Source organism: Quisquiliibacterium sp. (assembly GCF_982640115.1).
The window spans coordinates 1-26,556 of the sequence record NZ_CEXFHW010000034.1 but is presented as its reverse complement, the minus strand read 5'-3'; the positions used below and the strand labels follow the sequence as shown (position 1 = coordinate 26,556).

Below are 26,556 nucleotides of genomic sequence, written 5' to 3'. Positions count from 1 at the left end.
CGGCGCTCAGCCGCCGAGCACCTCGTCGGCCACGAAGCCATTGTGCCGGCGCTCTTCGCCGAAGGTGCTCATCGGCCCGTGGCCGGGCACGAAGGAGACATCGCTGCCCAGCGGCCAGAGCTTCTTCGTGATGGAGTCGATCAGGTCGGCGTGATTGCCGCGCGGGAAGTCGGTGCGCCCGATCGAGCCCTGGAAGAGCACATCGCCCACGATGGCCAGGCGCGCCCCCTCGTGGAAGAACACCACATGGCCGGGTGTATGGCCCGGGGTGTGGATCACCTTGAGGGTCTGCTGCCCGAAGCGCACGGTGTCGCCATCGACCAGCCAGCGATCGGGCTGGAAGGCAGCCAGCGGCGGAAAGCCGAATCGATGACCCTGGCCGGGCAACTGGTCGATCCAGAACTTGTCGTCGATGTGCGGGCCCTCGAGCGGCACGCCATGGCGTTTCGCGAATTCGGCCGCCTGGCCGCAATGGTCGATGTGGCCGTGGGTGAGGAAGACCTTCTCCAGCCGCACGCCGAGCTTGCGCAGGGCGTCATCGATCTGGTCGAGGTCACCGCCGGGATCGAAGGCCGCTGCCGTGCCGCTGCGCGTGCACACCAGCAGCGAGCAGTTCTGCTGGAAGGGGGTCACCGGCACGATGGCCAGCTGCAGCGGCGGGGCCTCGGTGGCAGGCGGATCGCGGTCGGGGTGGTCTGGGCTCATGCCACATGGGTCCTGAAGACGGGGCGGCGCCAGCCTGGCGTCGCGGTACGGGGCCGGGCTGGCTCACCGGGCGAGGATCTGGTCGAGCACCCGCCCGCCCGGATCGGTGAGCCGGATGCGCACCGGCAACAAGTCCTGATCGTACCCGAGCCAGATGTCGATCCGGGGATCGCGCGCCGGATCACCGTCGTACCGGGTGAGGCGCAGGGCGCGCAGCGGTCCGTCGTCGGTGGGCAGGGTCTCGTCGCCCAGGCTGCGATAGGCCACGGTGTCGACGCTGCGCGAGCCGAGCTCGGTCAGGGTCAGGGCCATGCCCGGCGCAAGCCGTGATGGCTGGCCGCGGGCGATCAGGCCGAGCTGGATCAGCATCGAGAGCCGGTCCTGCGTGCCGGGCGGCGCGCTGGCCCGCTGCCCGCCCGAGAAGCTCGCCTGCCCGGTGGCCGCGTCGAGCTCAGCCCAGCGCAGCCCCCCGCGGCCCCGCTGCTCGGTATGGCGCTCGGGCTGCAGACCATCATCCCCGTAGCGGCCGGTGCTGGTCTGGCTGAGCACACCGCTGTAGAAGAGCGCCGTGAGGCCCTCCGCACGGCCCTCGGTCCGCAGCCGATAGCGGCCGTCGGCGGCCTCCACCTGGTAATCGAGGACCGCCACCGCGTGACGGCTGGTGTAGTCGCCATAGTGGACGCGAAAGCGCAGGCGTACCGACACGGGTGGGGGCAGCGGCGCGCCATCGCGTGGCGCCGGGCTTGCCGCCGGATCCGCTGGCGGGGAACCGCCCGAGGCCGATCCGACGCCGGCGGGGGGCAGCGCATCGGTGCCGATGAGGCCTGCGGCGGCACCCGCAGGGGTGGCGTCGGGCATGGCCGGGCGCATGGCGGCCGCGAGCCCGGACGAGGCGCCCGTCGCGCCGGCGCCGCCGTCGGCCGATGCGTCCGGCGCCGCCATCGGCGCCGCGGACGACTCGCGCTCGGCGCTCGCCGGCTCGGGCTTCGGGTCGCTGCGGGGGGGCGGCTGCGCCGCGGGCACCTGGCCGGTCGCGGGCGGTGGCGCCGCTGGCAGCGTCTGCTCACGCTCGCGCGCCGGTGCCGCGGTCTCGGCAAGCAGGCTCACACGCACGGGTGCGGGCCGCGAAGGCGCGGCGATGCGCGCACCGTCGAAGCCGCGCTGCAGCGCAAGCAGCGCCAGGGCGTGGCCCAGCACAATCAGCAGCGCGACGGCGGGCGCCAGCCCCGGTCGGCGCCCGGGCGCGCGGTGCGATGTCGGCAGCCCGGTCATCGGGCCTGAGGCACGGGGCGCCCCGCCATCTGGTGCCACGCCATCTGGTGCCACGCCAGCCGGTGCCACGCCATCCCGCGCCATGCCAACGGGCGCCAGCGCATCAGAGCACGGCCGGCCGGTCCGGCAACTCGTCGGGGTTGCGATGGGCGCCGGCCGACGGGAAGGCCTCGGTCAGCAACTCGCTGATCCGGGCCACCGCGGCCTGCAGCCCGGCGGCGCCCTGCCCGCCGGCGAAGGCCTGCGCCAGGGAGCGGGCCACCGCATCCCACTGTGCCTGGGGTACCGCCCGGGCAGCGGCCCGATCGGCCACGATCTCCACCGCATGGTCGGCCAGCAGCAGGTACAGCAGCACGCCGTTGTTGCCCTCGGTGTCCCAGACGCCCAGGCGCCCGAATACCTCGAGGGCCCGCTCGCGCGGGCTCAGGCCGCGCAACACCGTGAGCGGAGCAAGCGAAGGCTCCAGGGCCACCCGCAATTCCGCGAGATGGCGCCGCTCACCCGCGCCCACCTGCGCCTCGACGAGCGCCAGCGCCGCGGGGTCGATGGCCCGGCGCAGGTCGGCGTGATCGGTGAGCAGATGACGCAGCGCACGCCGCAGGCGCGAGCCGGTTCCGCCGGGCTTCGCGGTGCCGCCCATCACCAGTCTCCCGAGGCGCCACCGCCGCCGAAGCTGCCGCCACCGCCGCTGAAGCCGCCGCCGCCGCCGCTGCCGCCGCCCCAGCCCGACCCGCCCCGGCCGCCGTCACCGGTCCAGACCCGGCCACGCCCGCCCGGCCGCCCCCCCGGGCCTGCGCCGAGCGCCGCCAGCACCAGCACGATCATGGCCACCCCGACCGCCACCGGCAGCGCCACCAGCAGGCCCTGGCCTTGCCAGAAGGCCATGGCACCGCCGCCCAGGCCCGACAGCAGCGAGGCCGGCCGACGGCCGATGCGCCGCGCGGCGGCCAGGCCGAAGAGCACCGCGAAGGCGATCAGCGCCAGCCAGTCGGTGTCGGCGGCGGGCGCCTCGGCGGGATGCCAGGGCGCCGGCAGGGGCTCGCCATCGATCAGCCGGATCAGGTCGGTCACGCCGGCCTCGATGCCTGCCCCGAACGCGCCCTCGCGCAGGCGCGGCGCGATGGTCTCGGCGATGATGCGCCTGGCCAGCGCATCGGGGATGGCGCCCTCGAGTCCCCGACCGACCTCGATGCGCAGCTTGCGCTCGTCGCGAACCACCAGCAGCAGCACCCCGTCATCGACCGCCTGGGCCGCACCGGTCGGGCCACGACCCAGGCGCCAGGCCTCGACCACCCGCAGCGCATACTCCGCCACCGTCTCGGGCGCGATCGCCGGCACGGTCAGCACCGCGATCTGCGCTCCCTTGCGCTGCTCGAGTGCCGCCAGCGCAGCCTCGATGCGATCGCGCTCGGCCGGCTGCAACACCCCGGCCTGGTCCACCACCCGCCCGGCGAGCGCGGGCACGGCCCGCAGCGGCTGGGCCTGCACACCCGCCGGGGCCAGCGGGCCGGCCAGCAGCAGCAGGGCCAGCAGCCAGGCGATCACGCCAGCTACCGGCTGGCCGGCGCCGGCGCCGGCGCGTTGAATTCCACCTTGGGCGGCGTGGCGATCGCCTTGGTGTCCTCGACCGTGAACTGCGGCTTGACGCCGTGGCCGAAGACCATCGCGGTGAGATTGACCGGGAACTGCCGCACCAGCGTGTTGTAACGCTGGATGGCATCGATATGCCGCTTGCGGGCCACGGTGATGCGGTTCTCGGTGCCCTCGAGCTGCGCCTGCAGGTCGCGGAAGTTGGCGTCGGACTTGAGTTGCGGGTAGTTCTCGGTGACCACCAGCAGGCGCGAGAGCGCGCCGCCAAGCTCGCGCTGGGCCTGCTCGAACCGGCGCAGCGATTCGGCGTCGGCCGGGTCGACCTTCACCTGTCCCACCCGCGAGCGGGCCTCGGTCACCCGCGTGAGCACCTCCATCTCCTGGCTGGCGAAACCCTTGACGGTGTTCACCAGGTTGGGAATGAGATCGGCGCGGCGCTGGTACTGGTTGAGCACCTCGGCCCAGGTGGACTGCGTGGCCTCGTCGGCGCTCTGGATATCGTTGTAGCCGCAGGCCGACAGCATGCCGACGCTGACAAGCAGCAGCAGGCGCTTCAGGATCTGGCGAAAGCTCATGGTCTCTCCGGTGCGATGCGCGAGAACGGTCGGCGGGCCGACCGACCCGATGGCCGCGGACGACGCCGAGGCGCCCCCCCGCAGGCCAGATGAGGGCACCAGCCCGGGCCCGCAAGCCCCCCGGGCGGAGCCCGCTTGCGCCTGCTCAGGCCCGCCGCAGCCGGGCCGCGAACTGCTTGCGGAACTTGGCCACCTTGGGTGCCACCACCGCCATGCAGTAGCCCTGGTAGGGGTGGCGCTCGAAGTAGCGCTGGTGGTAGGCCTCGGCCGGCCAGTAGTCGGGCAGCGGCGCGAGCTGGGTGACGATCGGGCGGTCGAAGACATCGCCGCGGCCGAGCTCGTCGATCATGGTCCGGGCGATGTCGTGCTGGTCCGGGCTGGTATGGAAGATCACCGAGCGGTACTGCGTGCCGACATCGGCACCCTGCCGGTTCAGCGTGGTGGGGTCATGGATGCCGAAGAAGATGCCCAGGATGTCCCGGTAGCCGATGCGCTGCGGGTCGAACTCCACCCGCACCACCTCGGCATGGCCGGTCTGGCCGTTGCACACCGCCTCGTACGACGGATTGGGCACGCTGCCCCCGGCATAGCCCGACTCCACCGAGACCACGCCCTCGACATCGAGGTACACCGCCTCAAGACACCAGAAACACCCGCCACCCAGCACCGCCACTTCGGTTCCCATGCGATCGACTCCCGAGAAGAGCGGCGAAGGCCGCGTCCGCCATGATATCGGCCGGCGCCTCCGCGAGGAGAGCCGGCCCGGCCACGAGGACCGTCCCGCGGGCCATCGACGGGCGCGGCCGCCGCAAAGGCTAAAATCCCGCTTTTGACCTACGCGCAGGAAAGCCATCCATGAGTTCCGAGAAGTCCGCCAAGGCCATGTTCCAGTGGGATGACCCGCTGCTGCTCGACGCCCAGCTCACCGAAGACGAGCGCATGGTGCGCGAGGCCGCCCGCGCCTATTGTCAGGACAAGCTGCTGCCCCGGGTGACCGAGGCCTTCCGCCACGAGAAGACCGATGTGGCCATCTTCCGCGAGATGGGCGAGCTCGGACTGCTCGGGCCGACCATCCCCGAGCAGTACGGCGGGCCCGGGCTCAACTATGTCTCCTACGGCCTGATCGCGCGCGAGGTCGAGCGCGTCGACTCCGGCTACCGCTCGATGATGAGCGTGCAGAGCTCGCTGGTGATGCTGCCCATCCATGACTTCGGCACCGAGGCCCAGCGCCAGCGCTATCTGCCGCGGCTGGCCAGCGGCGAGTGGATCGGCTGCTTCGGCCTGACCGAACCCAACCACGGTTCCGATCCCGGCAGCATGGCCACCCGCGCCCGCGCGGTGCCCGGCGGCTACGAGCTCACCGGCAGCAAGATGTGGATCTCCAACAGCCCGATCGCCGATGTGTTCGTGGTCTGGGCCAAGTGTCAGGGCGGCGACTTCGACGGCCGCATCAAGGGCTTCATCCTCGAGAAGGGCATGAAGGGCCTGTCAGCGCCCAAGATCTCCGGCAAGGTCGGCCTGCGTGCCTCGATCACCGGCGAGATCGTGATGGACCAGGTGCCGGTGCCCGAGTCGCAGCTGCTGCCCGGCGTGGAAGGCCTGAAGGGCCCGTTCACCTGCCTGAACAGCGCCCGCTACGGCATCGCCTGGGGCGCGCTCGGCGCGGCCGAAGACTGCTGGCACCGCGCCCGCCGCTATGTGCTCGACCGACACCAGTTCGGCCGCCCGCTGGCGGCCAACCAGCTCATCCAGAAGAAGCTCGCCGACATGCAGACCGAGATCACCCTCGGGCTGCAGGGCTGCCTGCGGCTGGGCCGCATGAAGGACGAGGGCACGGCTGCCGTGGAGATCACCTCGATCATGAAGCGCAACTCCTGCGGCAAGAGCCTGGACATCGCCCGCATGGCCCGCGACATGATGGGCGGCAACGGCATCAGCGATGAATTCGGCGTGGCCCGTCACATGGTCAATCTCGAGGTGGTGAACACCTACGAGGGCACGCACGACATCCACGCGCTGATCCTGGGTCGAGCGCAGACCGGCATCCAGGCGTTCTCCTGAGGCACCCTGGGGGCGCGGCCCTGCCGCCGGGGCCAGCCCTCACGGCGCGCCGCGCCATCCCCGCATCAGGGGCGGCCCTCACCGCGGGGGGCGCGCTCCTGGTCGGACACGATGCGGGCATCTTCCACGCCCTCTCGCCAGCGGCCACGCCCCGCCCACCCGTCTGCGGCACCCGGTCCGCCCGCGAACGGGCCTGTGCCGCCGCTGCCGGCCGCGGCATCAACCTGTGCCTGTGCGGCGCGTGCGGCCTCGCGCAGGCTGCGCCGCACGGCCCGGGTGTTCCACCAGAACCAGCCCAGGGCCACCACCACCAGCACCGCGATGACCGCCAGCGCGGTGACCCAGAACACCAGCCCCAGCGCCACGGCGATGACCGCGCCGAGCGCGGCGAGCAGCGTGGCGAAAGGGCCGCGGCGCGGGCGGCCCAAGCCGGGCGGCAGGCGGCCACCGAAACGATCGAAGGGCGAGCGTGTCATCACCTCAGGTTACCCTAAGCGGCGACCCCGATGCGGGGCCTGATCTGGGTCAACCTGCCCTCGAAAGTCTTTCATGAAGATCACCCGAGTCACCGCCATTCCGCTGTCTTTCCGCCTACCTGAAGGCAAGACCGTTCGCCTGGGCGTGGGCGCCACCACCAAGCGCGACGCGATCATCGTGCGGGTGGAGACCGACGAGGGCCTGACCGGCTATGGCGAAGCCCACCCCGGCCGCAGCCCCGGTGCGGTGGTGAGCCTGATCAACAGCACGCTGAACCCGATGATCACCGGCATGGATGCCTGCGATGTGGTCGGCGTGTTCGCGCGGGTCAACCGCATGCAGCTTTCCTCGCATGGCCTGGGCGCCGGCGCCGCGCTCGCGGTCTCGGGCATCGACATGGCCTTGTGGGACATCCGTGGCAAGGCCGCCGGCATGCCGCTCTATCGCCTGCTCGGCGGCAGCCGGCGCCGGGTGCCGGCCTACGCCGGCGGCATCTCGATGGGCTTCCAGGACCCGGCCAGTCTGGTGGAGGAGGCGCAGGGCTATGTGGCGCGCGGCTATCGCGCGGTCAAGCTGCGCCTGGGCGACAACCCGCGCGACGACATCGCCCGGGTGCAGGCGGTGCGGGCCGGCCTGGGCGAGGGCATCGAGATCCTCACCGACGCCAACACCGCCTACAGCCTCGCCGATGCCCGCCGGGTGATCCCGGCGCTGGCCGAGGCCCGCGTCGCCTGGCTGGAGGAGCCCTTCGGCTGCAACGAGTGGGCCGCCTACCGGGCCGGCGCGGCGCTCTCGGCCCAGGTGCCGCTGGCCGCGGGCGAGAACCACTACACCCGCTTCGAGTTCGCCCGCATGATCGAGGAGCGCGCGGTGCAGATCCTGCAGCCCGACCTGTCCAAGACCGGCGGCATCACCGAGGGCATGCGCATCGCGGCCATGGCCTCGGCCTGGAGCCTGCCGGTGCATCCGCACAGCTCGGCCACCGGGCTCAACCATGCCGCGTCGATCCACTTCCTGGCGGCGCTCGACAACGGCGGCTACTTCGAGGCCTGCGTGTCGCCCTTCAACCCGCTGCGCGATCTGTTCGGCAGCACCTTCACCATCGGCGGCGACGGCTGCGTCGAACCGCTCGATGCGCCCGGCATCGGCCTGGTGGTCGACGAGTCGCTGTTCGCGCAGTACCCGGCGATCGACGGTCCGGGCTACGTGGTGCGCTTCTGAACGCGCGCAAGCTGCTGCGTCGGCCTACATGATCTGGTTGACGATGCCGCCCTCGGCGCGCATGGCCGAGCCGGTGGTGGCGCTGGCGCGCTCGCTGCACAGGTAGACCGCGGCATCGGCCACCTCGCGGGCGCTGGTGAAGCGCGACAGCAGCGAGCTGGGCCGGTACTGGCGGAAGAACTGCGTCTCGAGCTCGGCCACGCTGATGCCGGCGGCCCGGGCCCGCTCGGCGCGCAGGCGCTCGGTGTTCTCGGTGCGGGTGGGGCCCGGCAGCAGCGCGTTCACGGTCACGCCGGTGCCGGCGAGCTCGATGGCGAAGCCGCGCGAGATCGCGAGCTGCGCGGCCTTGGTCATGCCGTAGTGGATCATCTCGCGCGGGATGTTCAGCCCCGACTCGCTCGACACGAACACCACCCGGCCCCAGCCGCGTCGGGCCATCGCGGGCGCGTAATGACGGGTGAATCGCACGCCGCTCATCACATTGGTGTCGAACATCGACTGCCATTGCGCGTCGGTGATCTCGAACGCGGCCGCACGGCCATAGACGCCGAGGTTGTTCACCAGGATGTCCGCCTCGGGCAGGGCGGCGAAGACCGCGGCGGCGCCAGCCTCGGTGGCGCAGTCGGCAGCGGTGCCGCCGGCCTCGCAGCCCGGCACGGCAGCGGCCAGCCGGGCCAGTGCGGCCTCCACGCCGGCCTGGCTGCGTCCGGTGATCCACACCCGCGCGCCCTCGGCGGCCAGCCCTTGCGCGATCGCGTAGCCGATGCCGGCGGTGGCGCCGGTGATCAGCGCGCGCCGACCTGTCAGTCCCATGTCCATCGAGATGCCTTCCCGGGGCGAGTGCCCCTCATGAATCGGTGGATGCCAGTCCGAAGCCGACGATCGCCGCGCCGAGCTTGCCGCCCTGCTCGTCGGCGAGCGCGGCCTCGCGCAGCGCCGCCATCACGGCCGCCGCGCCGGCGCGCGCGCGCAGCGTCGGCAGCAGGCCGAACAGGCGCTGATAGTTGCCCAGGCCTCGGGCGTGGGTGTCGGCGTAGCCCTTGACCAGCCGCTGGTTGCGGATGAGTTCCAGCGCCAGCGCGGGGTCGGTGTCGAGCAGGCCTTCGATGGCGGCCAGCCAGGCGTCGATCAGCGCGCGCTCGCGGCGATGGCGCAGGCTGCCGCGTCGCCAGCGGCGAAGCCGCGCCAGCAGAAAGAGGCTCAGATAGCCGCCCGCCGAGGAGGTGCGCACCACCCGGCCACGCCCCAGGAAACGGCCGAGCAGCGCGGCCAGCAGGCCACCGGCGAGCACCCGGCGGCCGAGCGCCTCGGGCAGCAGATCGGCGATCTCGTCGAGGCGGGGATGCAGGAATTCGTCGAGCACCAGCACCTGATCGGGCGCGAGATTCGATGCCGCGGCCACCCGGTCGAGCCGGTCGGGCCGGGTCTTCAGATCAGCCACGCGGATGACATCCTCGTAGCTCATCCACAGGGCGAGGTGCCGGGCGAGTTCCTCGAGCAGGGCCGGTGCCGGCCGGCGCGCAAGGATGCGCTCGAGCAGCCCGAGGTACTCGGCGGCATAGGCCACGTCCTGGTACTCGGCCAGCCGGCGGATGCCGTGGATGGCGGTGGCCTGCACACCCGCGGGCAGCGCCCTCCGGATGCGCTCGGCCAGGGCAGCGAGCGCCGGTCCGACCCGCGGCAACGCGGGTTCGACGCCCGGCCGCGCCGGTTCGGTCGGGGCGGCGGCCGCGTGAGCCGCGTTGCCGGCATGAGGCGCGGTGGCGACATGAGGCGCGGTGGCGACATGAGGCGCGGCGGTGGCGGTGGCGTCGGACGCCTCGGCGGCCAGCGCCCGTACCGCGCCCTCGTGGCCGGCCTGAAAGGCCGCCAGGCTGGCCGCCACACCCACGCCGCCACGCTCGATCGCGGCGCGGAAATCGGCCAGCGCGAAGGGCAGCCGGCCGCTGGCTGCGATCGCGCCGAACAGCGCGGCGCCGATCGGTGCCTGCGAGGGCGCGCAGAGCGCGGCGAAATCGGCGAGCACGCCGGCGCGCGCCGCCGCACGACAGGCCTGCAACAGCCGCTGCGCATCGACCCGGCCATCGCCCATGGCCATCTTCTCGGTCATGGCGTACACCCGGTGGGTGGAGGCCACCAGCACCGTGCGATCGGGTGTGACCAGACCGCGCTGCACCGCGCGCGCGGCCTCCATGAGCTCGGAGGCCACGGCGAGGTCGACCTCGCCGGCGGTGGGCATCAGCGCGAGCACCGGCTCGCGCCCGGCGGCGGCAGGATGGTCGCGCGGGAAAAGCTCCAGGTAGTAGATCGTGGCGCCGGTGCGCTGCGCCACGCCGGGCACCGAGGTGGCCTGGGCGTGCCAGTCTGCATGCTCGGCGAGATCGGCCAGCCAGTCGGCGAGCACCCCGCCGCCCTCCCCGCCCATGGCAAGGATGGCGATGGTGATCGGCCGCGGCGCGGCGATCATCCGTGGATGGCGCGCAGGCGGGACTGCTCGCCGCGCGAGAGCCAGCCGGCCAGCCAGCGCCCCAGGCGGGCGCGCCAGCGCTCCAGGCGGCCAGGATGGCTGATGATGCCGGCCCGATGGAAGGACGGGCACAGCACCGCGGCGTGCGAGACCTCGCCGCAAAGGCCACAGCCCACGCAGCTCTCGAGCACGGTGGCCACCGGGTCGCGGCGCAGCGGGTCGGGATTGTCGCGCACCGACAGCGAGGGGCAGCCCGAGAGCCGGATGCAGGAGTGATCGCCGGTGCAGGTCTCGGCATCGACGCCGAATCGTTCCCGAACGGTGCGTTCGCCGGCGGCGATCCGCGCCCGCATCGCGGGTCGCTCGCGGCGCTGGCGGTTGAGCATGCACTCGCTGCTGGCCACGATCACCTTGGGGCCGGGCTCAGGGGTGGTCAGCGCCTCGCGGAAGGTGTCGCGCAGCCCGGCGACATCGTAGGTGCGGCTCACCGATCGCACCCAGGACACACCCACGCCACGCACCGCGTTCTCGATGCTGTGGCGCGTGGAGCGGATGGGATTGAGCGCGCGCGACGAGGGCAGATCCTGCCCGCCGGTGGCTGCGCTGTAGCTGTTGTCGACCACCACCAGCAGGTTGTCGGTGCGGTTGAACACCGCGTTGCCCACGCCGCTGGTCAGGCCGTTGTGCCAGAAGCCGCCATCGCCCATGAAGCTGATCGTGCGCCGCCGGGTCTGGTCGGTGTTGAGCGCCGCGGCGCCTGCCCAGCCCAGCCCGTAGCCCATGGTGGTGGCGCCGATGTCGAAGGGCGGCAGGATCGAGAAAAGATGGCAGCCGATGTCGGCGCTGACATGGTGGTGGCCGAGCTCGCGCTCGACCAGCTTGAGCGCGGTGAAGATCGGCCGCTCGGGGCAGCCGGTGCAGAACGAGGGCGGGCGGGCGTGGATGTGCGGATCAGCGTCGCGCAGCAGCCGCTCGCGCTCGGTGGTGTCGGCGCCCGGCAGGTTGGGGCTGCGATCGGCAGCCGGCGCGGCCACCACCGCCGGCAGCGCGGTGTGGGCCGCGGCGGGCAGCACCACGCCTTCGAGCAGCTGCGGCGCGCATCGGCGCAGGAAACGCACGACCGCCTTGAGCATGACCGCGCCGGTGAGCTCGCCGGCCATCGGCAGCATGTCCTTGCCGTGCACCCGCGTGGCGCTGTCGGCCTTGCGCAGGATGGTCTCGATGTTCTGCTCGATGAACGCGGGCTGGCCCTCCTCCACCAGCAGCACCGCGTGCTTGCCCGCGCAGAAGTCGAGCAGCTCGTCGTCGACCAGCGGGTAGGTCACATTGAGCACATAGAGCGGCACCCGGGTCTCGCCCCAGGCATCGGCCAGCCCGAGCAGCTGCAGCGCGCGCACCACCGCGTTGTACATGCCGCCCTGCAGGATGATGCCGAAGGGCTGTGCCTGCGCCGCGAAGCGCTCGTTCAGGCCGTGTTCGCGGATGAAGCGCTGGGCGGCCGGCCAGCGCTGCGCGATCTTCTCCTGCTCGTGCAGGAAGCTGGCCGGCGGCAGCACGATGCGGTCGACGTCGCGGCGCGGATGCTCGATGGCGTCCTTCAGCGTGAACGCGGCGCGGCGGTTGTCGCGGGCCGTGAAGCGGCCGCGCACATGGCAGGCGCGGATGCGCAGTTCGAGCATCACCGGGGTACGGGTGGCCTCGGAGAGCTCGAAGCCCTTCTCGACCATGGCCACGATGCTCGGCAGGTTGGGCCGCGGATCGAGCAGCCAGACCTGCGACTTCATGGCGAAGGCGTGCGAACGCTCCTGCATGATGCTCGAGCCCTCGCCGTAGTCTTCGCCGACGATGAGCATGGCGCCGCCGGTGACCCCGCCCGAGGCGAGATTGGCCAGGGCATCGGCCGCCACATTGGTGCCCACGGTGCTCTTGAAGGTGACCGCGCCGCGCAGCGGGTAGTGCACCGAGGCGGCGAGGGTGGCCGCGGCGGTGGCCTCGCTGGCGCTGTGCTCGAAGTGCACGCCGAGCTCGCGCAGGATGTCGTCGGCGTCGGTGAGCACATCCATCAGGTGAGAGATGGGCGCACCCTGGTAGCCCGCCACATAGGCCACGCCGGCCTGCAGGAGCGCCTTGGTGACCGCGAGGATGCCCTCGCCGAGGAACTCCTCGCCCTCGCCGAGGCGCAGCTTGCCGACTTCGGCCCGGAATGAACGCTCGGCCATGGAACGCGCAGCGATGCCGCGGGGCGGTGAGGGGCGCGCCCGCTACTGCGAGACGAACAGGGCGCCGGCCGGCCCGGTGGCGAGATAGGTGTTCAGGCCGAAGCTGGTGGCCCCCAGCGACACCGTGGTGCCGGAGGTGGCCGCCGCCCAGGTGAGCCCGTCGGTGCTGGTGAGCACGGTGCCACCGGCGCCCACCGCGACATAGCGGCTGCCATAGCCCACTGCGCGCAACGCGCTGCCGGTACCCGAGGCTGCGGGCGCCCAGCTGAGCCCGTCGGCGCTGCCGGTGAGCGCGCCGCCATCGCCCACGGCCACCACCCGGCCGTTGCCCTGCGCCAGGGCCCGCAGCGCGGCGGTGGTGCCCGAGGACGCCGGTGCCCAGTCGGTGAGGTTGCTGCTGGTCAGCAGCGTGCCCCCCGCCCCGACCACCACGGCGCGGTCACCGTAGGCGCCCGCGGCGTAGAGCGCTGCCGTGGTGCCGGTGGCGGTGGCGATCCAGGTGCCGGCATCGGTGCTGCGCAGCAGGGTGCCGCCATCACCCACGGCGTAGTACTGCCCGAGCAGGTAGGCGATGCCGTTGAGCGACACGGCGGTGCCCGAGCCGGCGGCACTCCAGGTGACCCGGTCGGTGCTCACCAGCACGGTGCCGCCGGTGCCCACCGCCACGTAGCGAGAGCCCGCGAAGGTGATCGCCAGCAGGTTGGCGCTGGTGCCCGAGGTGGCAGGCGTCCAGGTGACCGCATCGGCGCTGACCAGGATGGTGCCGGCATCGCCCACTGCCACGAATCGGGTGCCATCGAAGACCAGCGCGTTCAGGGTGACCGTGCCGGTGGCGGTGCCGGCGCTCCAGGTGCTGCCGGCCGGCCGTGGCGTGACGGCGACCGCGGCGCTGGTGGGTCCGGCCTTGGAGCCGCTGTTGGAGGCAGCCACGATGAAGGCGTACTGGGTGCCGTTGGTGAGGCCCGTGATCGCCTGCGGCGACTTGGCCAGGCGCACCGAGCGGTAGCCGTCGACCTGCATCGACCCCGGGAAGGACACGGTGTCACCCGGCGCGTAGAAGACCCAGTACTCCAGGCCGGCCTCCTGGGTGAAGCTGACCACCGCGCGGCTGTCTCCGGCGGTGACCGACACGCCGGTGGGCACGCCCGGCACCGAAGGCGAGCCGCCACAGGCCGACAGCAGCAGCGTGATCAGGACAGCGAACCAGGCGAGGGGGTTTTTCATGGGGAGAACGCTTTCGACGGGCGCCGGCAAGGGTAACAGAACCCACCCCTATAATCGGACGCTGCGCGCCAGGGCGCCCGGCCGGCGCGGGCCCGCCGCGCATCCGCAGGAGAACCGCATGCAGGAATCATCCGACCGGGCTGCGCGCCCGGCATCGCCGCGCCCGGTGGGCGTGATCGGCCTGGGGGCCATGGGCATGGGGGTGGCACGCACCCTGTTGCGCAAGGGCTTCGAGGTGCATGCCTGCGACCTGCGCGAGCACGCGCGCGCCGAGATCAGCGCGGCGGGTGGCCATGCCCACGAGACGCCGGCCGCGGTCGCCGAGCGTGTATCCGCCCTCATCGTGCTGGTGGTCAACGCCCAGCAGACCGAGGCGGTGCTGTTCGGACCGCAAGGCGCGGCCGCGGCGCTGGCCGCCGGCAGCGTCGTGATCGCCTCCAGCACGGTGGCCCCGGATGTCGCCGAGCGGCTCGGCGAGCGCCTGGCCGCCATGGGCCTGCGCCTGCTCGACGCGCCGGTGTCGGGCGGCGCCGTGCGCGCGGCCAGCGGCGAGATGACGGTGATGGCCTCGGGCGCGCCCGACACCTTCGCCGCGGTGGACGATGTGCTGGGCGCGATCGCCGCCCGGGTGTACCGGCTGGGCGATGCGCCCGGCATGGGATCCAAGGTGAAGATGATCAACCAGCTGCTGGCCGGCGTGCACATCGCCGCAGCCACCGAGGCGATGGCCCTGGGCATCCGCGCCGGCATCGATGCCGGGCAGCTCTACGAGGTGATCTCCAACAGCGCCGGCGCAAGCTGGATGTTCCAGAACCGCGTGCCGCACATCCTTGCCGGCGACTACACGCCGCTGTCGGCGGTGAACATCTTCGTGAAGGACCTCGGCATCGTGCTCGACTCCGCGCGCCAGCTCACCTTTCCGCTGCCGCTCACCTCGGCTGCGCACCAGATGTATCTCGCCACCAGCGCCTGCGGCCTGGGTGGCGAGGACGACTCGGCGGTGATCAAGATGTTCCAGCGCCTGACCGACATCGCGCTGCCCGAACCGAAGGCCTGACGCCATGCTGCTTGGCTGCATCGCGGATGATTTCACCGGCGCCACCGACCTCGCCGGCATGCTGGTGCGCGGCGGCATGCGCACCCTGCTGGTGATCGGTGTGCCGGCGCCGCAGGCGCTGGCCGGTCTGCAGGCCGACGCGGTGGTGGTGGCGCTGAAGTCTCGCACCATCCCCGCCGCCGAGGCGGTGGCGCAGTCGCTCGCCGCCTGGCAGGCGCTGCGCGCGGCTGGCGCCCGGCAATGCTTCTTCAAGTACTGCTCCACCTTCGATTCCACCGATGCCGGCAACATCGGGCCGGTGACCGAGGCGCTGATGCAGGCCACCGGTGCCACCTTCACCATCGCCTGCCCGGCCTTCCCCGAGAACGGGCGCAGCATCTACCGCGGCCATCTCTTCGTGGGCGACGCCTTGCTCAGCGAGTCGGGCATGCAGAACCACCCGCTCACGCCGATGACCGATGCCAACCTGGTGCGGGTACTGCAGCGCCAGACCCGCCACCGGGTGGGCCTTGCCCGCTTCGACGCCGTGGCCGCCGGCGCCACCGCGCTGGCCGCACGGCTGCAGGCGCTGCAGGCCGAGGGCGTGGCCATTGCCATCGTCGATGCGCTCGGCAATGCCGACCTGCTCGCCATCGGTCAGGCCTGCGCCGAGCTGCCGCTGATCACGGGCGGCTCGGGCGTGGCGCTGGGCCTGCCAGCCAACTTCGTGCGGGCCGGGCAGCTGCCCGCCGACCCGGCGCTGGCCGCGGCCATGCCGGCCCTGCGCGGTCATGCCGCGGTGCTCTCGGGCAGCTGCTCCAGCGCCACCCAGGCGCAGGTGGCCGCATGGCGCGAGCAGCGTCCGGCGCTGCGCATCGACCCCCTGCGCATCGCCGCCGGCGACCCGGTGCTCGAGACCAGCCTGCAGTGGGCGCTCGCGCGGCTGCCGCAGGAGCCGGTGCTGATCTACGCCACCGCCGAGCCGGCGCAGGTTCGCGAGGTGCAGCAGGCGCTCGGCGTGGCGGCCGCCGGCCATCTGGTCGAGACCCTGATGGCCGGGCTGGCCCGCGGGCTGGTCGCCGCCGGTGTCGACCGGCTGGTGGTCGCGGGCGGCGAGACCTCCGGGGCGGTGGTCGAGGCGCTCGGCCTGAGCTGCCTGCGGGTGGGGCCGCAGATCGACCCCGGCGTGCCCTGGATGCTCGCCGAAGCCCAGCCCGGCCGCGCGCCGCTCGCGCTGGCGCTGAAGTCGGGCAACTTCGGCAGCATCGACTTCTTCGCCAAGGCCCTCGCCCAGCTGGAGGCCAGCGCGTGAGCGCGAGCCACGCTGCGCTGCGCGAGGCGCTGTGCCGCATCGGCCGGTCGCTCTTCGAGCGCGGCCTCACCCACGGCTCGACCGGCAACCTCAGCGTGCGCACCGGTGATGGATTCCTGATGTCGCCCACCGGGGTCAGTCTGGGCCAGCTCGATCCGGCCCGCCTGTCGCTGCTCGATGCGCAGGGTCGGCTGCTCGCGGGCGAGCCACCCACCAAGGAGAGCTTCCTGCACCTGGCGATCTATGCCGAGCGGCCGCGGGCCGGTGCGGTGGCGCACCTGCATTCGCACCATGCCACCGCGGTGTCGGTGCTCGCCGATGTCGATCCCGACAATGTGCTCCCGCCGATCACCGCGTACCAGGTGATGCGGGTGGGCCTGCTGCCGCTGGTGCCCTACCACGCGCCCGGCGACCTGTCGCTGGCCGAGGCGGTGCGCGCGCGCGCCGGACGCCATCACGCCATGCTGCTGGCCAATCATGGCCCGCTTGCCGCCGGGACGGACCTCGCCGCCGCCAGCGACACGGTGGAGGAGATCGAAGCCGCCGCGCGCCTGCACCTCAGCCTGCACGGCCGGGCCTGCCGCTGCCTGGACGCGGCCGAGGTGGCCGCGCTGCGGGCGCGATTCCCGGTGGCCTGCTGAGGCGCTCAGCCCGGTTTGCGCTGCGGGTAACGCCGCGAGATCTGTTCGGCCACACACACCGGGCGATCGGAGCCCTTGCGCTCGAAGGTGGCCTGCCAGGTGACCTGCGTGCCGCCATCGGGCATGGCGTCGCAGCCCAGCAGCGTGAGCCGCACCCGCACTTCGCTGCCCACGGGCACCGGCGCGGTGAAACGCACCCGGTTCAGGCCATAGTTCACGCTCATCTGCGCGTCGCGCACCGCGATGGTCCGGCCCATGAACATCGGCAGCAGCGACAGCGTGAGAAAGCCATGGGCGATGGTGCCGCCAAAGGGCCCCGAGGCCGCCCGCGCCGGATCGACATGGATCCACTGATGATCGCCGGTGGCCTGGGCGAAGAGGTCGATGCGCTCCTGGGTGACCCTCTCCCAGTCGCTCACGGCCACCTCGGTGCCCACGCAGCGGCCGAGTTCGGCCAGGGTCTGGAATTCACGAACGGGCATGGCTCTGTCTCCGGAAGGCGGCGGCGAGGGCCGCCGCAACTATCGTGGTGCGGGCTGCGGCGGGAGTCGAGGCGCCAGCCGCAGCGTCAGTCGATGCGGATGCTGGCCGGGTCGATCGCGGTGGCCGGGAACTGCGGGTTCATGCGGCCCAGCGTGCGCACCAGGATGTTCATCACCGCCCAGTCGCGGTACCACTTGTGGTTGGCCGGGATGATGTACCAGGGCGCCTGCGGGCGGTGGGTCTGCAGCATGGCCTCGCGAAAGGCCGCCATGTAGGCGTCCCAGTGGCGACGCTGCTCGATGTCGTGGGGGTCGAATTTCCAGTGGCGCTCGGGATCGTCGAGGCGGGCCTGCAGACGCCGGGCCTGCTCGTCGCGATCGATGTGCAGGAAGATCTTGACGAGCGTGGTGCCCTCGTCGACCAGCATGCGCTCGAAGCCGCGAATGTGCCGATAGCGGCGCTTCCACTGCGCACGCGGCACCAGACTGTTCACCCGCACCACCAGCACGTCCTCGTAGTGGGAGCGGTTGAAGATCGTGATCTCGCCGGCCGCCGGCACCTGGGCGTGCACCCGCCAGAGATAATCGCGGGCGAGTTCGGACACGCTCGGGCGCTCGAAGCGGGCCACCCGCACCCCCTGCGGATTCACGCCCGAGAACACCTTGCGGATCACGCCGTCCTTGCCGCCGGTGTCCATGGCCTGCAGCACCACCAGCAGCCGCTGGCGCGACTCGGCATACAGGCGTGCCTGCAACGCCACCAGCTGCGAGCGCAGGACCTCGGTCTGTTCACGGGCGCTGGCCTCCTCGCCGCGAAAGCCCGGCGTGGCGCCGGCATCGAGCGTGCCGAGGTCGAGGTTCTCGGTGACGTCCACCCAGCAGCGGCGCCGGCCGGGCGTGGATTCGCGGGTCATGGGCGCTCCTCAGGGATGGCCGCGACCAGTCTGCCACAATCGCATGATGGTGCTCCCGACCCTCCCGACTGCCGCTGCCCGTCCCTCACGCGAAGAGCGAGCCGGTGCTGCCCGGCGGCGGCGCCGGCGCGCAGGCCGATTCGATGGCAAGCAGGCTCGCCTTGGTGCGCAGCCCGCCCGGTGCCGAGAAGCCCCCCGCCCGACCGCCCGCCGCCAGCACACGGTGGCAGGGCACCACGATCACGAAAGGATTCGCGCCCAGCGCCTGGCCCACCGCGCGCGCCGCGCCGGGTACGCCCAGCCGCTGCGCGAGTTCACCGTAGGTGAGCGTGGTGCCCGGTGCGATCTCGCGCGCAAGCCGGTAGACCTGCCGATGGAAGGCCGGGATGCGGGCCATGTCGAGCGGTACCTCACGCAGGTGGCGGGGCTCGCCGTGCAGCAGCGCGACGATGCCCTGGATGGCGGCGCCGACCACCGCCGGCGGCGCATCATCGGACACGCAGGAGAGCGGCGGCAGGCCGCGGCCAAGCCGTGCCAGGGTGGCGGCATCATCGCCATCGGGCAACTGCACCGCGAGCACGCCCGCCCTGCCCCAGGCAATCGCGCAGCGGCCCAGGGCGGTGTCGAACAGGCAGGCCCGGGGCGACGCGCAACCCGGGTGGCTGGTAGCCCGCTGCCCGCGATCCTCACGGTTCATGCCCTCACCTCATGGGTGACATTCAGGAGACCCTCATGGTAAGTCGACGACGCCTGATCCTCGGCGGCACCGCCGCCGCCGGCGCCCTCGTGATCGGCTGGATGGCCCTGCCGCCCCGCCAGCGCCTGACCGGCGCGCGCCCGCTCCCGGTGAATCCCGGGGAGTCGGCGCTCAACGGCTGGGTGAAGGTGGGTACCGACGACCGCGTGACGGTGATGATCGCGCGGGTGGAGATGGGTCAGGGCGTGAACACGGCGCTGGCCATGCTGCTGGCCGACGAGCTCGATGCGCGCTGGGATCAGGTCCGCACCGAGGCCGCACCGATCGACGACCTCTACAACAACATCGCCACCATCGTCGACGGCCTGCCCTTCCATCCCGATGACCGTGGCTGGCTGCGGGGGGTGGTCGACCATGTCACCGCCCGCAGCATGCGCGAGATCGGCCTGATGGCCACCGGCGGCTCCTCCAGCATCAAGGATCTCTGGCTGCCGATGCGCGAGGCCGGGGCCAGCGCCCGCGCGATGCTGGTGGCCGCAGCCGCGGCCCGGTGGGGTGTACCCGCCGCCGAATGCGTGACGGCCGAGGGACGGGTGAGTCATCCCGCCGGGCACAGCGCGCGCTTCGGTGAGCTCGCCGCTGCGGCGGCCACCCAGCCACTGCCGGCGCGCCCGCCGCTGAAGCCGGCCGGCCAGCACCGATTCATCGGCCGCCCGGTGCCGCGCAACGACACCGCGGCCAAGCTGGTCGGGGGCCATGCCTTCGGCATCGACCAGCGCCCACCGGGGCTGCGTCATGCCCGGGTAATGATGTGTCCCGCCCTGGGCGGCGCGGTGGGAAGCCTGAAGGCCGAGGCGGCCCTGGCGTTGCCGGGTGTGCGGGCGGCCTTCGCCGTGCCGGGCCGTCATGGCGCGAGCGGCGCGGTGGCGGTGATCGCCGACACCGGCTGGCAGGCCCAGAGCGCGCTGGAGGCGGTGCAGGTCACCTGGGCGCCCGGCCCCGCGGCGGGCTTTTCCAGCGAGGCCTTCATGGGCACGCTGATCGAGGCCACCCGTGCCGACGATGCCGGCTTCGCCTACCTGCGCCGCGGCGACCCGGCCGACGCGCTGGCCGGTGCGGCGCGCGTGATCGAGGCCACCTACCAGGCGCCCTATCTGGCCCATGCTGCACTCGAACCGCTGAACTGCACGGTGCGCTGCGAGGCCGACGCCGCCGAGGTCTGGGTGGGCACCCAGGTGCCCGACCTTGCCCGCATGGCGGTGGCCAGGGTGCTGGATCTGCCCCGCGAGCGCGTGCGGATGAACATGCTGCCGATCGGCGGGGCCTTCGGGCGGCGTCTGGAGATCGACTTCATCGCGCAGGCGGCCGAGATCGCGCGCCAGATGCCGGGCGTGCCGGTGCAGACGGTCTGGTCGCGCGAGGAGGACACCACCCACGACTGCTATCGCCCGGCCTGCGTCGCCCGGCAGAAGGCCGGCCTGGCGGCCGATGGCTCGCTGCGGGCCTGGCTGAGCGTCTCGGCCGGTCAGGCCGTGGTGCCGCAGGCGCTGCACCGCTACTTCGGATGGCGTGTGCCCGGACCCGACAAGACCACCGCCGAGGGCGGTTTCGACCAGCCCTATGAATGGCCCCACGCGCGGGTGGCGCACCAGGTGGTCGATGCGCCGGTGCCGGTGGGCTTCTGGCGCTCGGTGGGTCATTCCCACCAGGCCTTCTTCAAGGAGTGCTTCCTGGACGAAGCGGCGGCGGCCGCCGGCAAGGATCCGGTCGCCTTCCGCGTCGCGCTGCTCGCCGCCCATCCCCGCCATCGGGCCGTGCTCATGCGCGCGGCCGACGCGGCCGGCTGGGGCACGCCGGTGCCGCCCGCGCCCGATGGCGCCCCCGCGGCCCGCGGCGTGGCGCTGCATCAGTCCTTCGGGGCGATCGTGGCCCAGGTGGCCGAGGTGTCTCTCGGCCCCGACAAGCGCATCCGCGTGCACCGGGTGGTGTGCGCGATCGACTGCGGCACGGTGGTCAACCCGCGCCTGCTGCGCCAGCAGGTGGAGGGCGGCATCGTGTTCGGTCTGTCGGCCGCGCTCTACGGCGGCGTGCGCATCGAGAACGGCGAGGTCAGGCAGCGCAACTTCCACGACCAGCCGCAACTGCGCATGGCCGAATCACCGGCCATCGAGACCCTGATCATCGACAGCACCGAAGCGCCCGAAGGTGCGGGCGAACCGCCGGCGGCGACCATCGCCCCGGCGGTGGGCAACGCGGTGTTCGCGCTGACCGGCCAGCGGCTGCGCGCGCTGCCGCTGCGGCTGGCCTGAGCGGCGCGCTCAGCGCGCCTCGATCTCGACGAACACCACCTCGTGGTCGCTGCCGTTGATCACGTTATGCTCGACCCCGGCATCGCGGTAGTAGCTCTGCCCGGCCACCAGCGGCGCCTGCTTCTGGCCCTCCGGGGTCTCGAGCAGCAGCACGCCGCTGGTCTGCGGCACCACCACATAGTCATGGCCGTGCCGGTGCCAGCCGGTCTCGGCACCAGGGGCGAAGCGCCACTCGGTGACGATCACCCGGTGGTTGGACACCTGCACGGTGGGCACCGCCTTGGGCCGGCTCATGGCTGCGCCCGCGGGCTCAGATGGGATCCCAGCTGAACACATCGGCCGAGCGCTCCAGCTTGTAGAAGGAGGCGCGCAGCGCCGGGATGGCATGGTTGGCCACGGTGTCGGGCGTCCAGCCCTCGGCCCGATGCACCGAGCGGATCGGCCTGCTCTGGCCCATCAGGAAGATCTCGTTGGCGCGCACGCCGAAGATCTGGCCGCTGACCTCGGCCGCGGCGTCGCTCATGAGGAAGGCGGCCAGCGGGGCGATCTTGCCGGTCTCCATGGTCTTCATGCGCTCGACCCGCGCGGCCTGCTCGGGCGTGTCGGTGGGGATGGTGCCGATCAGCCGGCTCCAGGCGAACGGCGAGATGCAGTTGGAGGTGACGCCATAGCGCTGCATGTCGAGGGCGATCGACTTGGACAGGCCGACGATGCCGAGCTTGGCGGCAGCATAGTTGGCCTGGCCGAAGTTGCCGATGAGGCCCGAGGTGGAGGTCATGTGCACGAAGCGGCCGCGCCCCTCGGAGCGGAAGATCGGTGCCACCGCGCGGGCCATGTAGAAGCTGCCGTTGAGGTGCACATCGATCACCGCCTTCCACTCGTCCACCGACATCTGGTGGAAGATGCGGTCGCGCAGGATGCCGGCGTTGTTGACCACGCCGTGCACCGTGCCGAAGGCATCGACCGCGGTCTTGATGATGCGGTTGGCGCCTTCCCAGGAGGCGACGCTGTCGCCATTGACCACCGCCTTGCCGCCGGCGGCGCGGATCTCTTCCACCACCTGCTGCGCGGGGCTGAGGTCGGCGCCCTCGCCGGTGGCGTCGCCGCCAAGGTCGTTGACGACCACATTGGCGCCCTCGGCGGCCATCACGAGCGCGAAATCACGGCCGATGCCGCGGCCGGCACCGGTGACGATCACCGTCTTGCCATCGAGCATTCCCATCTGTCTTCTCCGTTGGTTGGATTCGGGGTGGAGGCCGCGTGCAGTCAGCGGCCGCGGAACACCGGCTTGCGCTTCTCGTTGAAGGCGCGCACGCCCTCGAGGCGGTCTTCGGTGTCGACGAGGTGATCGTAGGCCTCGGCCTCGTAGCGCAGGGCGGTCTGCAGGTCCATCTGCATGCCGAAGCGCACCGACTTCTTGGCCTGGCGCACCGACAGCGGCGCATTGCCGGCAATGGTGGCGGCCAGCCCGAGCACGGTGGGCAGCAGCGCCTCGGCCTCGCACAGGCCATTGAGCGCGCCCCACTCGAAGGCCTGGGCGGCGGTGAAGGGCTTGCCGGTGAGCAGGATCTCGCGGGCCCGGCGCTCGCCCACCGCGCGCGGCAGCAGTTGCGTGCCGCCGGCGCCGGGCATGATGCCGAGCGTGACCTCGGTGAGCGCGAAGCGCGCGGCAGGCACCGCGTAGGCGAAGTCGCAGGCGAGCATGACCTCGAAGCCGCCAGCGAAGGCATGGCCGTTGACCGCGGCGATGACCGGCAGCGGGAAGTCGATCATGGCCCGGTACTGGCGCTCGATCAGGGCGTGCTGATGGCGCCAGGTGGCGGCGGTCATGCCGTCGCGCTCCTTGAGATCGCCACCGGCGCAGAAGGCCTGGGTGCCGGCGCCCGTGAGCACCACGCAGCGCACCTCGCCGGGCTCGGCCTCGAGCCGCGTCCAGAGGTCGAGCAGGTCATGCCACATCTGGGTGTTGGCGGCGTTGCGAACCTCGGGGCGATTGAGGGTAACCAGCAGCACATGCCCGCCCTCGGCGCGGGTGAGCAAGGTCTGGTACGCAGGCAGCGAGGCGATGGCTTGGGTCATGGGGCGGGCTCCGCGGGCGAGTGTCTCACAGGCCTTTCCGGCCTCAGGGTTTGCAAGCTGAAATCACGTCTCGCATTGCGTCAGCGGCGCGCAGCACCTGCTCGCGGCTGACATCCCGATGCGTGACCGCACGGATCCGGCCGGGCCCGAACGCCCCCATCCGGACACCGCGACTGCCCAGCTCGGCCACCACCCGATCGGGGGACAGGCCGGTGCCGGTGACATCGAAATAGACCAGGTTGGTCTGCACCGCGGCCGGGTCGATGCGCACCCCGGGCAGTTCGGCCAGGGCCACCGCCAGAAGCCGGGCATTGGCATGGTCGTCGGCCAGGCGCTCGACATGATGATCGAGGGCATGCAGCGCGGCTGCGGCCAGCATGCCCGACTGGCGCATGGCCCCGCCCCAGCGCTGCTTGAGCCGCCAGGCCTCGCGAATGAAGTCGCGGCTGCCCGCCAGCGCCGCGCCTACCGGACAGCCCAGGCCCTTGGAGAAGTCGATCCAGGCGGAGTCGAAACCCGCGAGCTGATCGCGGGCCGACACGCCGCTGGCCACCACCGCGTTCATGAGGCGCGCGCCGTCCACATGGCTGGCCAGGCCCAGCGCCCGGGCGGCATCGCGCACCTCGCGCAACAGCGCGAGCGGCCAGACCCGCCCGCCGGCGGTGTTGGCGGTCTGCTCCACGGCCACCAGGCGGCTGCGCGGCACATACCGGCTCTCGGCACGCACCGCGGCCCGCAGCGCCGCACCATCGAAGGTGCCTGGCACCCCGTCGGGCGGCGCGCTCACCGGCCGCAGCATCACGCCCGCCAGCGCGGCCGGGCCGCCGCCCTCGTAGTGGATGATGTGCGAGCTGGCCTCGGCGATCACCTCGTCGCCGGGGCGGCAGTGCACGGCGATGGCGATCTCGTTGCACATCGTGCCCGAGGGCAGGAACACCGCGTCCTCGAAGCCGAGCAGCTCGCACACCCGCTCGCGCAGCCGGTTGGTGGTCGGATCTTCGAAACGCTGCTCGTCGCCGACCTCGGCCCGGGCGATGGCCTGGCGCATGGCGTCGGTGGGTCGGGTCTGGGTGTCGCTGAAGAGGTCGATCATGGCGAAGCAGGGGCAAAGGTTGCAGCAGCGCGCGAGAGGCGGTCGTGCACCGCCTCCCAGGCAGGGCCGGCGGGCGGGGTCTCGATGAGCAGGCGGGCCGCGCCGCTGGCATCGAGCTGGCGCAGCGCGTCGTAGAGCTCGTGGCCGTAGGCGGCCGGCTCGTCGGGAGCACCGCGCCAGCGCGCGCCGGCCTGCGGCTCGCGCGACCACACCGCCACCGCCACGCCCTGCGCGGCAAGCATCGCCACCCGCTGCGCGAGCGCGGCCGGCGCGACCAGCTCGAGCGGCGTGCGCGGCGCATAGTGCGCGGCCAGCGTGCCCGAAGCCCGCGGCGCCTGCGCGTCGCGGGCGCGCAGGGGCGCACCGAGCACCGCTGCGATGGCGGCGGCATCGATGCCGCCGGGCCGCAGCAGCGCGGCCTGCGGCCGGGACAGATCGACGATGGTGGACTCCAGACCCACCACGCACTCGCCGCCGTCGATGATCAGCGGCACCTCGTCGCCAAGGTCGGCTTGCACATGGGCGGCGCGGGTGGGGCTCACCCGCCCGAAGCGGTTGGCCGAGGGCGCGGCGATGCCCTGCCCGCCCAGCGCGCGCAGCGCCACCAGCAGCGCGCGCGCCACCGGATGCGAAGGCGCGCGCAGACCGATGGTGGACTCACCACCGCAGGCCGCCGCCGGCGCGCCTGGCGCGCGGCGCAGGATCAGGGTGAGCGGCCCGGGCCAGAACGCCCGGGCCAGCGCCTCGGCGCGAGGATCGGGCAGCGCCCAGAAGCCGGCCTGTGCGATGTCGAGCACATGCACGATCAGCGGGTGATCGGTCGGCCGGCCCTTGATGCGGTAGACCTGCGCCACGCCCTCGGGGCTGCCGGCATCGGCGCCCAGGCCGTACACGGTCTCGGTGGGCAGGGCCACCACACCGCCCTCGTGCAGCATCTGCGCGGCGCGCTCGATGACCGCGGGCTCGGCGGGCAGGATCGGCATGACGGCGGTGGCGGGTTCAGTGGCCCGCCGCGCCGGCGCCGGGCCCGAGCTCGCGCTCCAGGCGCAGGGCAAGCGACCACGCCGCCTCGGCGGTGTCGGCCATGACCGTGATGTGGCCCATCTTGCGACCGGGGCGTGGCTCATGCTTGCCGTAGAGATGCAGCTTGGCCTCGGGCTGGGCCAGCACCCGAGCCCAGTCGGGTTCGCGCGCCGGGCCGCCCGGCTGCGGGAACCAGAGATCGCCGAGCAGGTTGAGCATGACCGCCGGCGCGAGCTGCCGGGTGCCGCCCGCCGGCCAGCCGGCCAGCACCCGGGCCTGCTGCTCGAACTGGCTGCTCACGCAGGCATCGATCGACCAGTGCCCGGAGTTGTGCGGCCGCGGCGCCATCTCGTTGACCACCAGGCTGCCGTCGGCCAGCAGGAAGAACTCCACGCAGAGCACGCCGACATAGCCCAGGGCCTGCGCGAGCCGGCCGGCGGCCTCGATCGCCTGCGCGGCCACCGCCTCGGGCACCCGGGCCGGCACGATGCTGCGCGCCAGGATGCCGTTGCGGTGCTCGTTTTCGGCCACCGGAAACACCGTGCAGCGGCCGTCGAAGCCACGGGCGACCAGCACCGAGAGCTCGAGGGCGAGGGCGAGCTGGCGCTCGAGCACGCAGGGCACCCCGCCCATCGCGGCAAAGGCCGCGCGCGCCTGCTCCCGATCGGCCACCCGGGCCTGACCCTTGCCGTCATAGCCCAGGCGCGCGGCCTTCAGGATGCCGGGAAAGCAGGCCGGACCGGCCTCGGCCAGATCGGCTTCGCGGCGGACCGCGATCCAGGGCGCCACCGGCAGGCCGCAGCCGGTGGCGAAGGTCTTCTCGGCGATGCGGTCCTGGGCCACTGCCACGCAGGCCGCAGCCGGGGCCACGGGGCGGCGCTGCGCGAGGCGTTCGAGCGCCGCCGCAGGCACATTCTCGAACTCGGTGGTGACCGCGCCGCACAGCGCGGCCAGCTCGTCGAGCGCCGATGCGTCGAGGTAGCCGGCGCGCAGATGGCGGTCGGCCACGGCGCCGGCGGGGCTGGCCGGGTCGGGGTCGAGCACGCACACCCGGTAGCCCATGGCCTGCGCGGCCGCGCAGAACATGCGGCCGAGCTGGCCGCCGCCGAGCACGCCCAGCCAGCTGCCGGGCGGCAGCGGCGCGGTCAGCCAGGCACCC

At 72.6% G+C, this 26,556-nt stretch carries 26 protein-coding genes; 6 read left to right on the top strand and 20 right to left on the bottom strand.

The features are described from left to right. Positions 1 to 6: 6 nt before the first annotated feature. From AC2H6A_RS06175 to msrA, 6 genes are all read right to left on the bottom strand, one after another. On the bottom strand, positions 7 to 654 hold the full coding sequence (locus tag AC2H6A_RS06175) for an MBL fold metallo-hydrolase (RefSeq protein ID WP_484272272.1): 648 nt from the start codon (positions 652 to 654) through the stop codon (positions 7 to 9). A 114-nt stretch (positions 655 to 768) separates the two neighbouring features. After that, positions 769 to 1,977: a DUF3108 domain-containing protein gene (locus tag AC2H6A_RS06170; RefSeq protein ID WP_484272270.1), complete on the bottom strand. Its 1,209-nt coding sequence runs from the start codon at positions 1,975 to 1,977 to the stop codon at positions 769 to 771. Between the two features lie 103 nt (positions 1,978 to 2,080). Beyond that, positions 2,081 to 2,617, bottom strand: coding sequence for a TPM domain-containing protein (locus AC2H6A_RS06165; protein ID WP_484272269.1), 537 nt, complete (start codon positions 2,615 to 2,617; stop codon positions 2,081 to 2,083). Next, a complete protein-coding gene (locus tag AC2H6A_RS06160) occupies positions 2,617 to 3,522 on the bottom strand; it encodes a TPM domain-containing protein (RefSeq protein WP_484272268.1) in 906 nt (301 codons plus the stop codon). Before AC2H6A_RS06160 ends, AC2H6A_RS06165 begins: the two co-directional genes overlap by 1 nt. A gap of 5 nt (positions 3,523 to 3,527) precedes the next feature. Further along, positions 3,528 to 4,142: a LemA family protein gene (locus AC2H6A_RS06155; protein ID WP_484272267.1), complete on the bottom strand. Its 615-nt coding sequence runs from the start codon at positions 4,140 to 4,142 to the stop codon at positions 3,528 to 3,530. Positions 4,143 to 4,287: 145 nt separating this feature from the next. Next, positions 4,288 to 4,827: a peptide-methionine (S)-S-oxide reductase MsrA gene (gene msrA, locus AC2H6A_RS06150; RefSeq protein ID WP_484272266.1), complete on the bottom strand. Its 540-nt coding sequence runs from the start codon at positions 4,825 to 4,827 to the stop codon at positions 4,288 to 4,290. A gap of 170 nt (positions 4,828 to 4,997) precedes the next feature. On the opposite strand from msrA, the gene AC2H6A_RS06145 reads away from it, so the two are divergent. Beyond that, a complete protein-coding gene (locus AC2H6A_RS06145; protein ID WP_484272265.1) occupies positions 4,998 to 6,203 on the top strand; it encodes an acyl-CoA dehydrogenase in 1,206 nt (401 codons plus the stop codon). A 65-nt stretch (positions 6,204 to 6,268) separates the two neighbouring features. Here the strand turns inward: AC2H6A_RS06145 and AC2H6A_RS06140 are convergent, their stop codons facing one another. Then, positions 6,269 to 6,679, bottom strand: coding sequence for a hypothetical protein (locus tag AC2H6A_RS06140; protein WP_484272264.1), 411 nt, complete (start codon positions 6,677 to 6,679; stop codon positions 6,269 to 6,271). A 73-nt stretch (positions 6,680 to 6,752) separates the two neighbouring features. On the opposite strand from AC2H6A_RS06140, the gene AC2H6A_RS06135 reads away from it, so the two are divergent. Beyond that, on the top strand, positions 6,753 to 7,901 hold the full coding sequence (locus AC2H6A_RS06135) for a mandelate racemase/muconate lactonizing enzyme family protein (protein WP_484272263.1): 1,149 nt from the start codon (positions 6,753 to 6,755) through the stop codon (positions 7,899 to 7,901). A gap of 24 nt (positions 7,902 to 7,925) precedes the next feature. Here the strand turns inward: AC2H6A_RS06135 and AC2H6A_RS06130 are convergent, their stop codons facing one another. From AC2H6A_RS06130 to AC2H6A_RS06115, 4 genes are read right to left on the bottom strand one after another with little or no spacing between them, the layout of a single operon-like run. After that, complete coding sequence (locus tag AC2H6A_RS06130) at positions 7,926 to 8,720, bottom strand: SDR family NAD(P)-dependent oxidoreductase (protein WP_484272262.1); 795 nt, start codon at positions 8,718 to 8,720, stop codon at positions 7,926 to 7,928. 28 nt (positions 8,721 to 8,748) lie between these two features. Beyond that, entirely contained in the window at positions 8,749 to 10,368 is a 1,620-nt protein-coding gene (locus AC2H6A_RS06125) for an indolepyruvate oxidoreductase subunit beta family protein (protein ID WP_484272261.1), read from the bottom strand. Beyond that, positions 10,365 to 12,587, bottom strand: coding sequence for a thiamine pyrophosphate-dependent enzyme (locus AC2H6A_RS06120; protein ID WP_484272260.1), 2,223 nt, complete (start codon positions 12,585 to 12,587; stop codon positions 10,365 to 10,367). Before AC2H6A_RS06120 ends, AC2H6A_RS06125 begins: the two co-directional genes overlap by 4 nt. Before the next feature lie 42 nt (positions 12,588 to 12,629). Then, positions 12,630 to 13,811 carry a WD40/YVTN/BNR-like repeat-containing protein gene (locus AC2H6A_RS06115; RefSeq protein WP_484272259.1) on the bottom strand — a complete coding sequence of 394 codons (1,182 nt, stop codon included), beginning with the start codon at positions 13,809 to 13,811 and terminating at the stop codon, positions 12,630 to 12,632. A gap of 118 nt (positions 13,812 to 13,929) precedes the next feature. Here AC2H6A_RS06115 and ltnD point away from each other — a divergent pair, with 118 nt between their 5' ends. Genes ltnD through otnC form a run of 3 tightly spaced genes read left to right on the top strand, consistent with a single transcriptional unit; the run spans position 13,930 to position 16,800 of the window. Continuing rightward, a complete protein-coding gene (gene ltnD, locus AC2H6A_RS06110; RefSeq protein ID WP_484272258.1) occupies positions 13,930 to 14,868 on the top strand; it encodes an L-threonate dehydrogenase in 939 nt (312 codons plus the stop codon). 4 nt (positions 14,869 to 14,872) lie between these two features. Beyond that, positions 14,873 to 16,159, top strand: coding sequence for a 3-oxo-tetronate kinase (otnK, locus tag AC2H6A_RS06105; RefSeq protein WP_484272257.1), 1,287 nt, complete (start codon positions 14,873 to 14,875; stop codon positions 16,157 to 16,159). After that, positions 16,156 to 16,800: a 3-oxo-tetronate 4-phosphate decarboxylase gene (gene otnC, locus AC2H6A_RS06100; protein ID WP_484272256.1), complete on the top strand. Its 645-nt coding sequence runs from the start codon at positions 16,156 to 16,158 to the stop codon at positions 16,798 to 16,800. Before otnK ends, otnC begins: the two co-directional genes overlap by 4 nt. 5 nt (positions 16,801 to 16,805) lie before the next feature. On the opposite strand, the gene AC2H6A_RS06095 is transcribed toward otnC, so the two are convergent. The 3 genes from AC2H6A_RS06095 to AC2H6A_RS06085 form a co-directional block, all read right to left on the bottom strand. Then, positions 16,806 to 17,282, bottom strand: a complete 477-nt coding sequence (locus AC2H6A_RS06095; protein ID WP_484272255.1) for a MaoC family dehydratase — start codon at positions 17,280 to 17,282, stop codon at positions 16,806 to 16,808. Positions 17,283 to 17,368: 86 nt separating this feature from the next. Next, a complete protein-coding gene (locus tag AC2H6A_RS06090) occupies positions 17,369 to 18,196 on the bottom strand; it encodes a PPK2 family polyphosphate kinase (RefSeq protein ID WP_484272254.1) in 828 nt (275 codons plus the stop codon). A gap of 85 nt (positions 18,197 to 18,281) precedes the next feature. After that, positions 18,282 to 18,893: a methylated-DNA--[protein]-cysteine S-methyltransferase gene (locus AC2H6A_RS06085; protein ID WP_484272253.1), complete on the bottom strand. Its 612-nt coding sequence runs from the start codon at positions 18,891 to 18,893 to the stop codon at positions 18,282 to 18,284. Between the two features lie 35 nt (positions 18,894 to 18,928). Between AC2H6A_RS06085 and AC2H6A_RS06080 the strand changes: the two genes are divergently transcribed. Beyond that, a complete protein-coding gene (locus tag AC2H6A_RS06080; RefSeq protein WP_484272252.1) occupies positions 18,929 to 21,202 on the top strand; it encodes a xanthine dehydrogenase family protein molybdopterin-binding subunit in 2,274 nt (757 codons plus the stop codon). A gap of 9 nt (positions 21,203 to 21,211) precedes the next feature. On the opposite strand, the gene AC2H6A_RS06075 is transcribed toward AC2H6A_RS06080, so the two are convergent. The 6 genes from AC2H6A_RS06075 to AC2H6A_RS06050 are packed head-to-tail and all read right to left on the bottom strand — an operon-like array spanning position 21,212 to position 26,546. Further along, the gene (locus tag AC2H6A_RS06075) at positions 21,212 to 21,496 is read right to left on the bottom strand and encodes a cupin domain-containing protein (protein WP_484272251.1); all 285 of its coding nucleotides are present in this window, start codon (positions 21,494 to 21,496) and stop codon (positions 21,212 to 21,214) included. Positions 21,497 to 21,512: 16 nt separating this feature from the next. Then, a complete protein-coding gene (locus AC2H6A_RS06070) occupies positions 21,513 to 22,424 on the bottom strand; it encodes an SDR family NAD(P)-dependent oxidoreductase (protein ID WP_484272250.1) in 912 nt (303 codons plus the stop codon). Between the two features lie 44 nt (positions 22,425 to 22,468). Beyond that, positions 22,469 to 23,281, bottom strand: a complete 813-nt coding sequence (locus AC2H6A_RS06065; protein ID WP_484272249.1) for an enoyl-CoA hydratase/isomerase family protein — start codon at positions 23,279 to 23,281, stop codon at positions 22,469 to 22,471. A gap of 43 nt (positions 23,282 to 23,324) precedes the next feature. Continuing rightward, positions 23,325 to 24,374 carry a threonine aldolase family protein gene (locus AC2H6A_RS06060; RefSeq protein WP_484272248.1) on the bottom strand — a complete coding sequence of 350 codons (1,050 nt, stop codon included), beginning with the start codon at positions 24,372 to 24,374 and terminating at the stop codon, positions 23,325 to 23,327. Further along, positions 24,371 to 25,357 (bottom strand): L-threonylcarbamoyladenylate synthase, encoded by a 987-nt coding sequence (locus AC2H6A_RS06055; protein ID WP_484272247.1) that lies wholly within the window; start codon positions 25,355 to 25,357, stop codon positions 24,371 to 24,373. Before AC2H6A_RS06055 ends, AC2H6A_RS06060 begins: the two co-directional genes overlap by 4 nt. A 16-nt stretch (positions 25,358 to 25,373) precedes the next feature. Beyond that, positions 25,374 to 26,546 carry a 5-(carboxyamino)imidazole ribonucleotide synthase gene (locus AC2H6A_RS06050; protein ID WP_484272271.1) on the bottom strand — a complete coding sequence of 391 codons (1,173 nt, stop codon included), beginning with the start codon at positions 26,544 to 26,546 and terminating at the stop codon, positions 25,374 to 25,376. Between the last annotated feature and the right edge of the window lie 10 nt (positions 26,547 to 26,556).

Coding starts and splice junctions, on each gene's coding strand:
- AC2H6A_RS06170 (WP_484272270.1), bottom strand. CDS start 1,977: ATGACCGGGCTGCCGACATCGCACCGCGCGCCCGGGCGCCGACCGGGG.
- AC2H6A_RS06165 (WP_484272269.1), bottom strand. CDS start 2,617: ATGGGCGGCACCGCGAAGCCCGGCGGAACCGGCTCGCGCCTGCGGCGT.
- AC2H6A_RS06155 (WP_484272267.1), bottom strand. CDS start 4,142: ATGAGCTTTCGCCAGATCCTGAAGCGCCTGCTGCTGCTTGTCAGCGTC.
- msrA (WP_484272266.1), bottom strand. CDS start 4,827: ATGGGAACCGAAGTGGCGGTGCTGGGTGGCGGGTGTTTCTGGTGTCTT.
- AC2H6A_RS06145 (WP_484272265.1), top strand. CDS start 4,998: ATGAGTTCCGAGAAGTCCGCCAAGGCCATGTTCCAGTGGGATGACCCG.
- AC2H6A_RS06140 (WP_484272264.1), bottom strand. CDS start 6,679: ATGACACGCTCGCCCTTCGATCGTTTCGGTGGCCGCCTGCCGCCCGGC.
- AC2H6A_RS06135 (WP_484272263.1), top strand. CDS start 6,753: ATGAAGATCACCCGAGTCACCGCCATTCCGCTGTCTTTCCGCCTACCT.
- AC2H6A_RS06130 (WP_484272262.1), bottom strand. CDS start 8,720: ATGGACATGGGACTGACAGGTCGGCGCGCGCTGATCACCGGCGCCACC.
- AC2H6A_RS06125 (WP_484272261.1), bottom strand. CDS start 10,368: ATGATCGCCGCGCCGCGGCCGATCACCATCGCCATCCTTGCCATGGGC.
- AC2H6A_RS06120 (WP_484272260.1), bottom strand. CDS start 12,587: ATGGCCGAGCGTTCATTCCGGGCCGAAGTCGGCAAGCTGCGCCTCGGC.
- AC2H6A_RS06115 (WP_484272259.1), bottom strand. CDS start 13,811: ATGAAAAACCCCCTCGCCTGGTTCGCTGTCCTGATCACGCTGCTGCTG.
- ltnD (WP_484272258.1), top strand. CDS start 13,930: ATGCAGGAATCATCCGACCGGGCTGCGCGCCCGGCATCGCCGCGCCCG.
- otnK (WP_484272257.1), top strand. CDS start 14,873: ATGCTGCTTGGCTGCATCGCGGATGATTTCACCGGCGCCACCGACCTC.
- AC2H6A_RS06095 (WP_484272255.1), bottom strand. CDS start 17,282: ATGCCCGTTCGTGAATTCCAGACCCTGGCCGAACTCGGCCGCTGCGTG.
- AC2H6A_RS06090 (WP_484272254.1), bottom strand. CDS start 18,196: ATGACCCGCGAATCCACGCCCGGCCGGCGCCGCTGCTGGGTGGACGTC.
- AC2H6A_RS06085 (WP_484272253.1), bottom strand. CDS start 18,893: ATGAACCGTGAGGATCGCGGGCAGCGGGCTACCAGCCACCCGGGTTGC.
- AC2H6A_RS06080 (WP_484272252.1), top strand. CDS start 18,929: ATGGTAAGTCGACGACGCCTGATCCTCGGCGGCACCGCCGCCGCCGGC.
- AC2H6A_RS06075 (WP_484272251.1), bottom strand. CDS start 21,496: ATGAGCCGGCCCAAGGCGGTGCCCACCGTGCAGGTGTCCAACCACCGG.
- AC2H6A_RS06070 (WP_484272250.1), bottom strand. CDS start 22,424: ATGGGAATGCTCGATGGCAAGACGGTGATCGTCACCGGTGCCGGCCGC.
- AC2H6A_RS06065 (WP_484272249.1), bottom strand. CDS start 23,281: ATGACCCAAGCCATCGCCTCGCTGCCTGCGTACCAGACCTTGCTCACC.
- AC2H6A_RS06060 (WP_484272248.1), bottom strand. CDS start 24,374: ATGATCGACCTCTTCAGCGACACCCAGACCCGACCCACCGACGCCATG.
- AC2H6A_RS06055 (WP_484272247.1), bottom strand. CDS start 25,357: ATGCCGATCCTGCCCGCCGAGCCCGCGGTCATCGAGCGCGCCGCGCAG.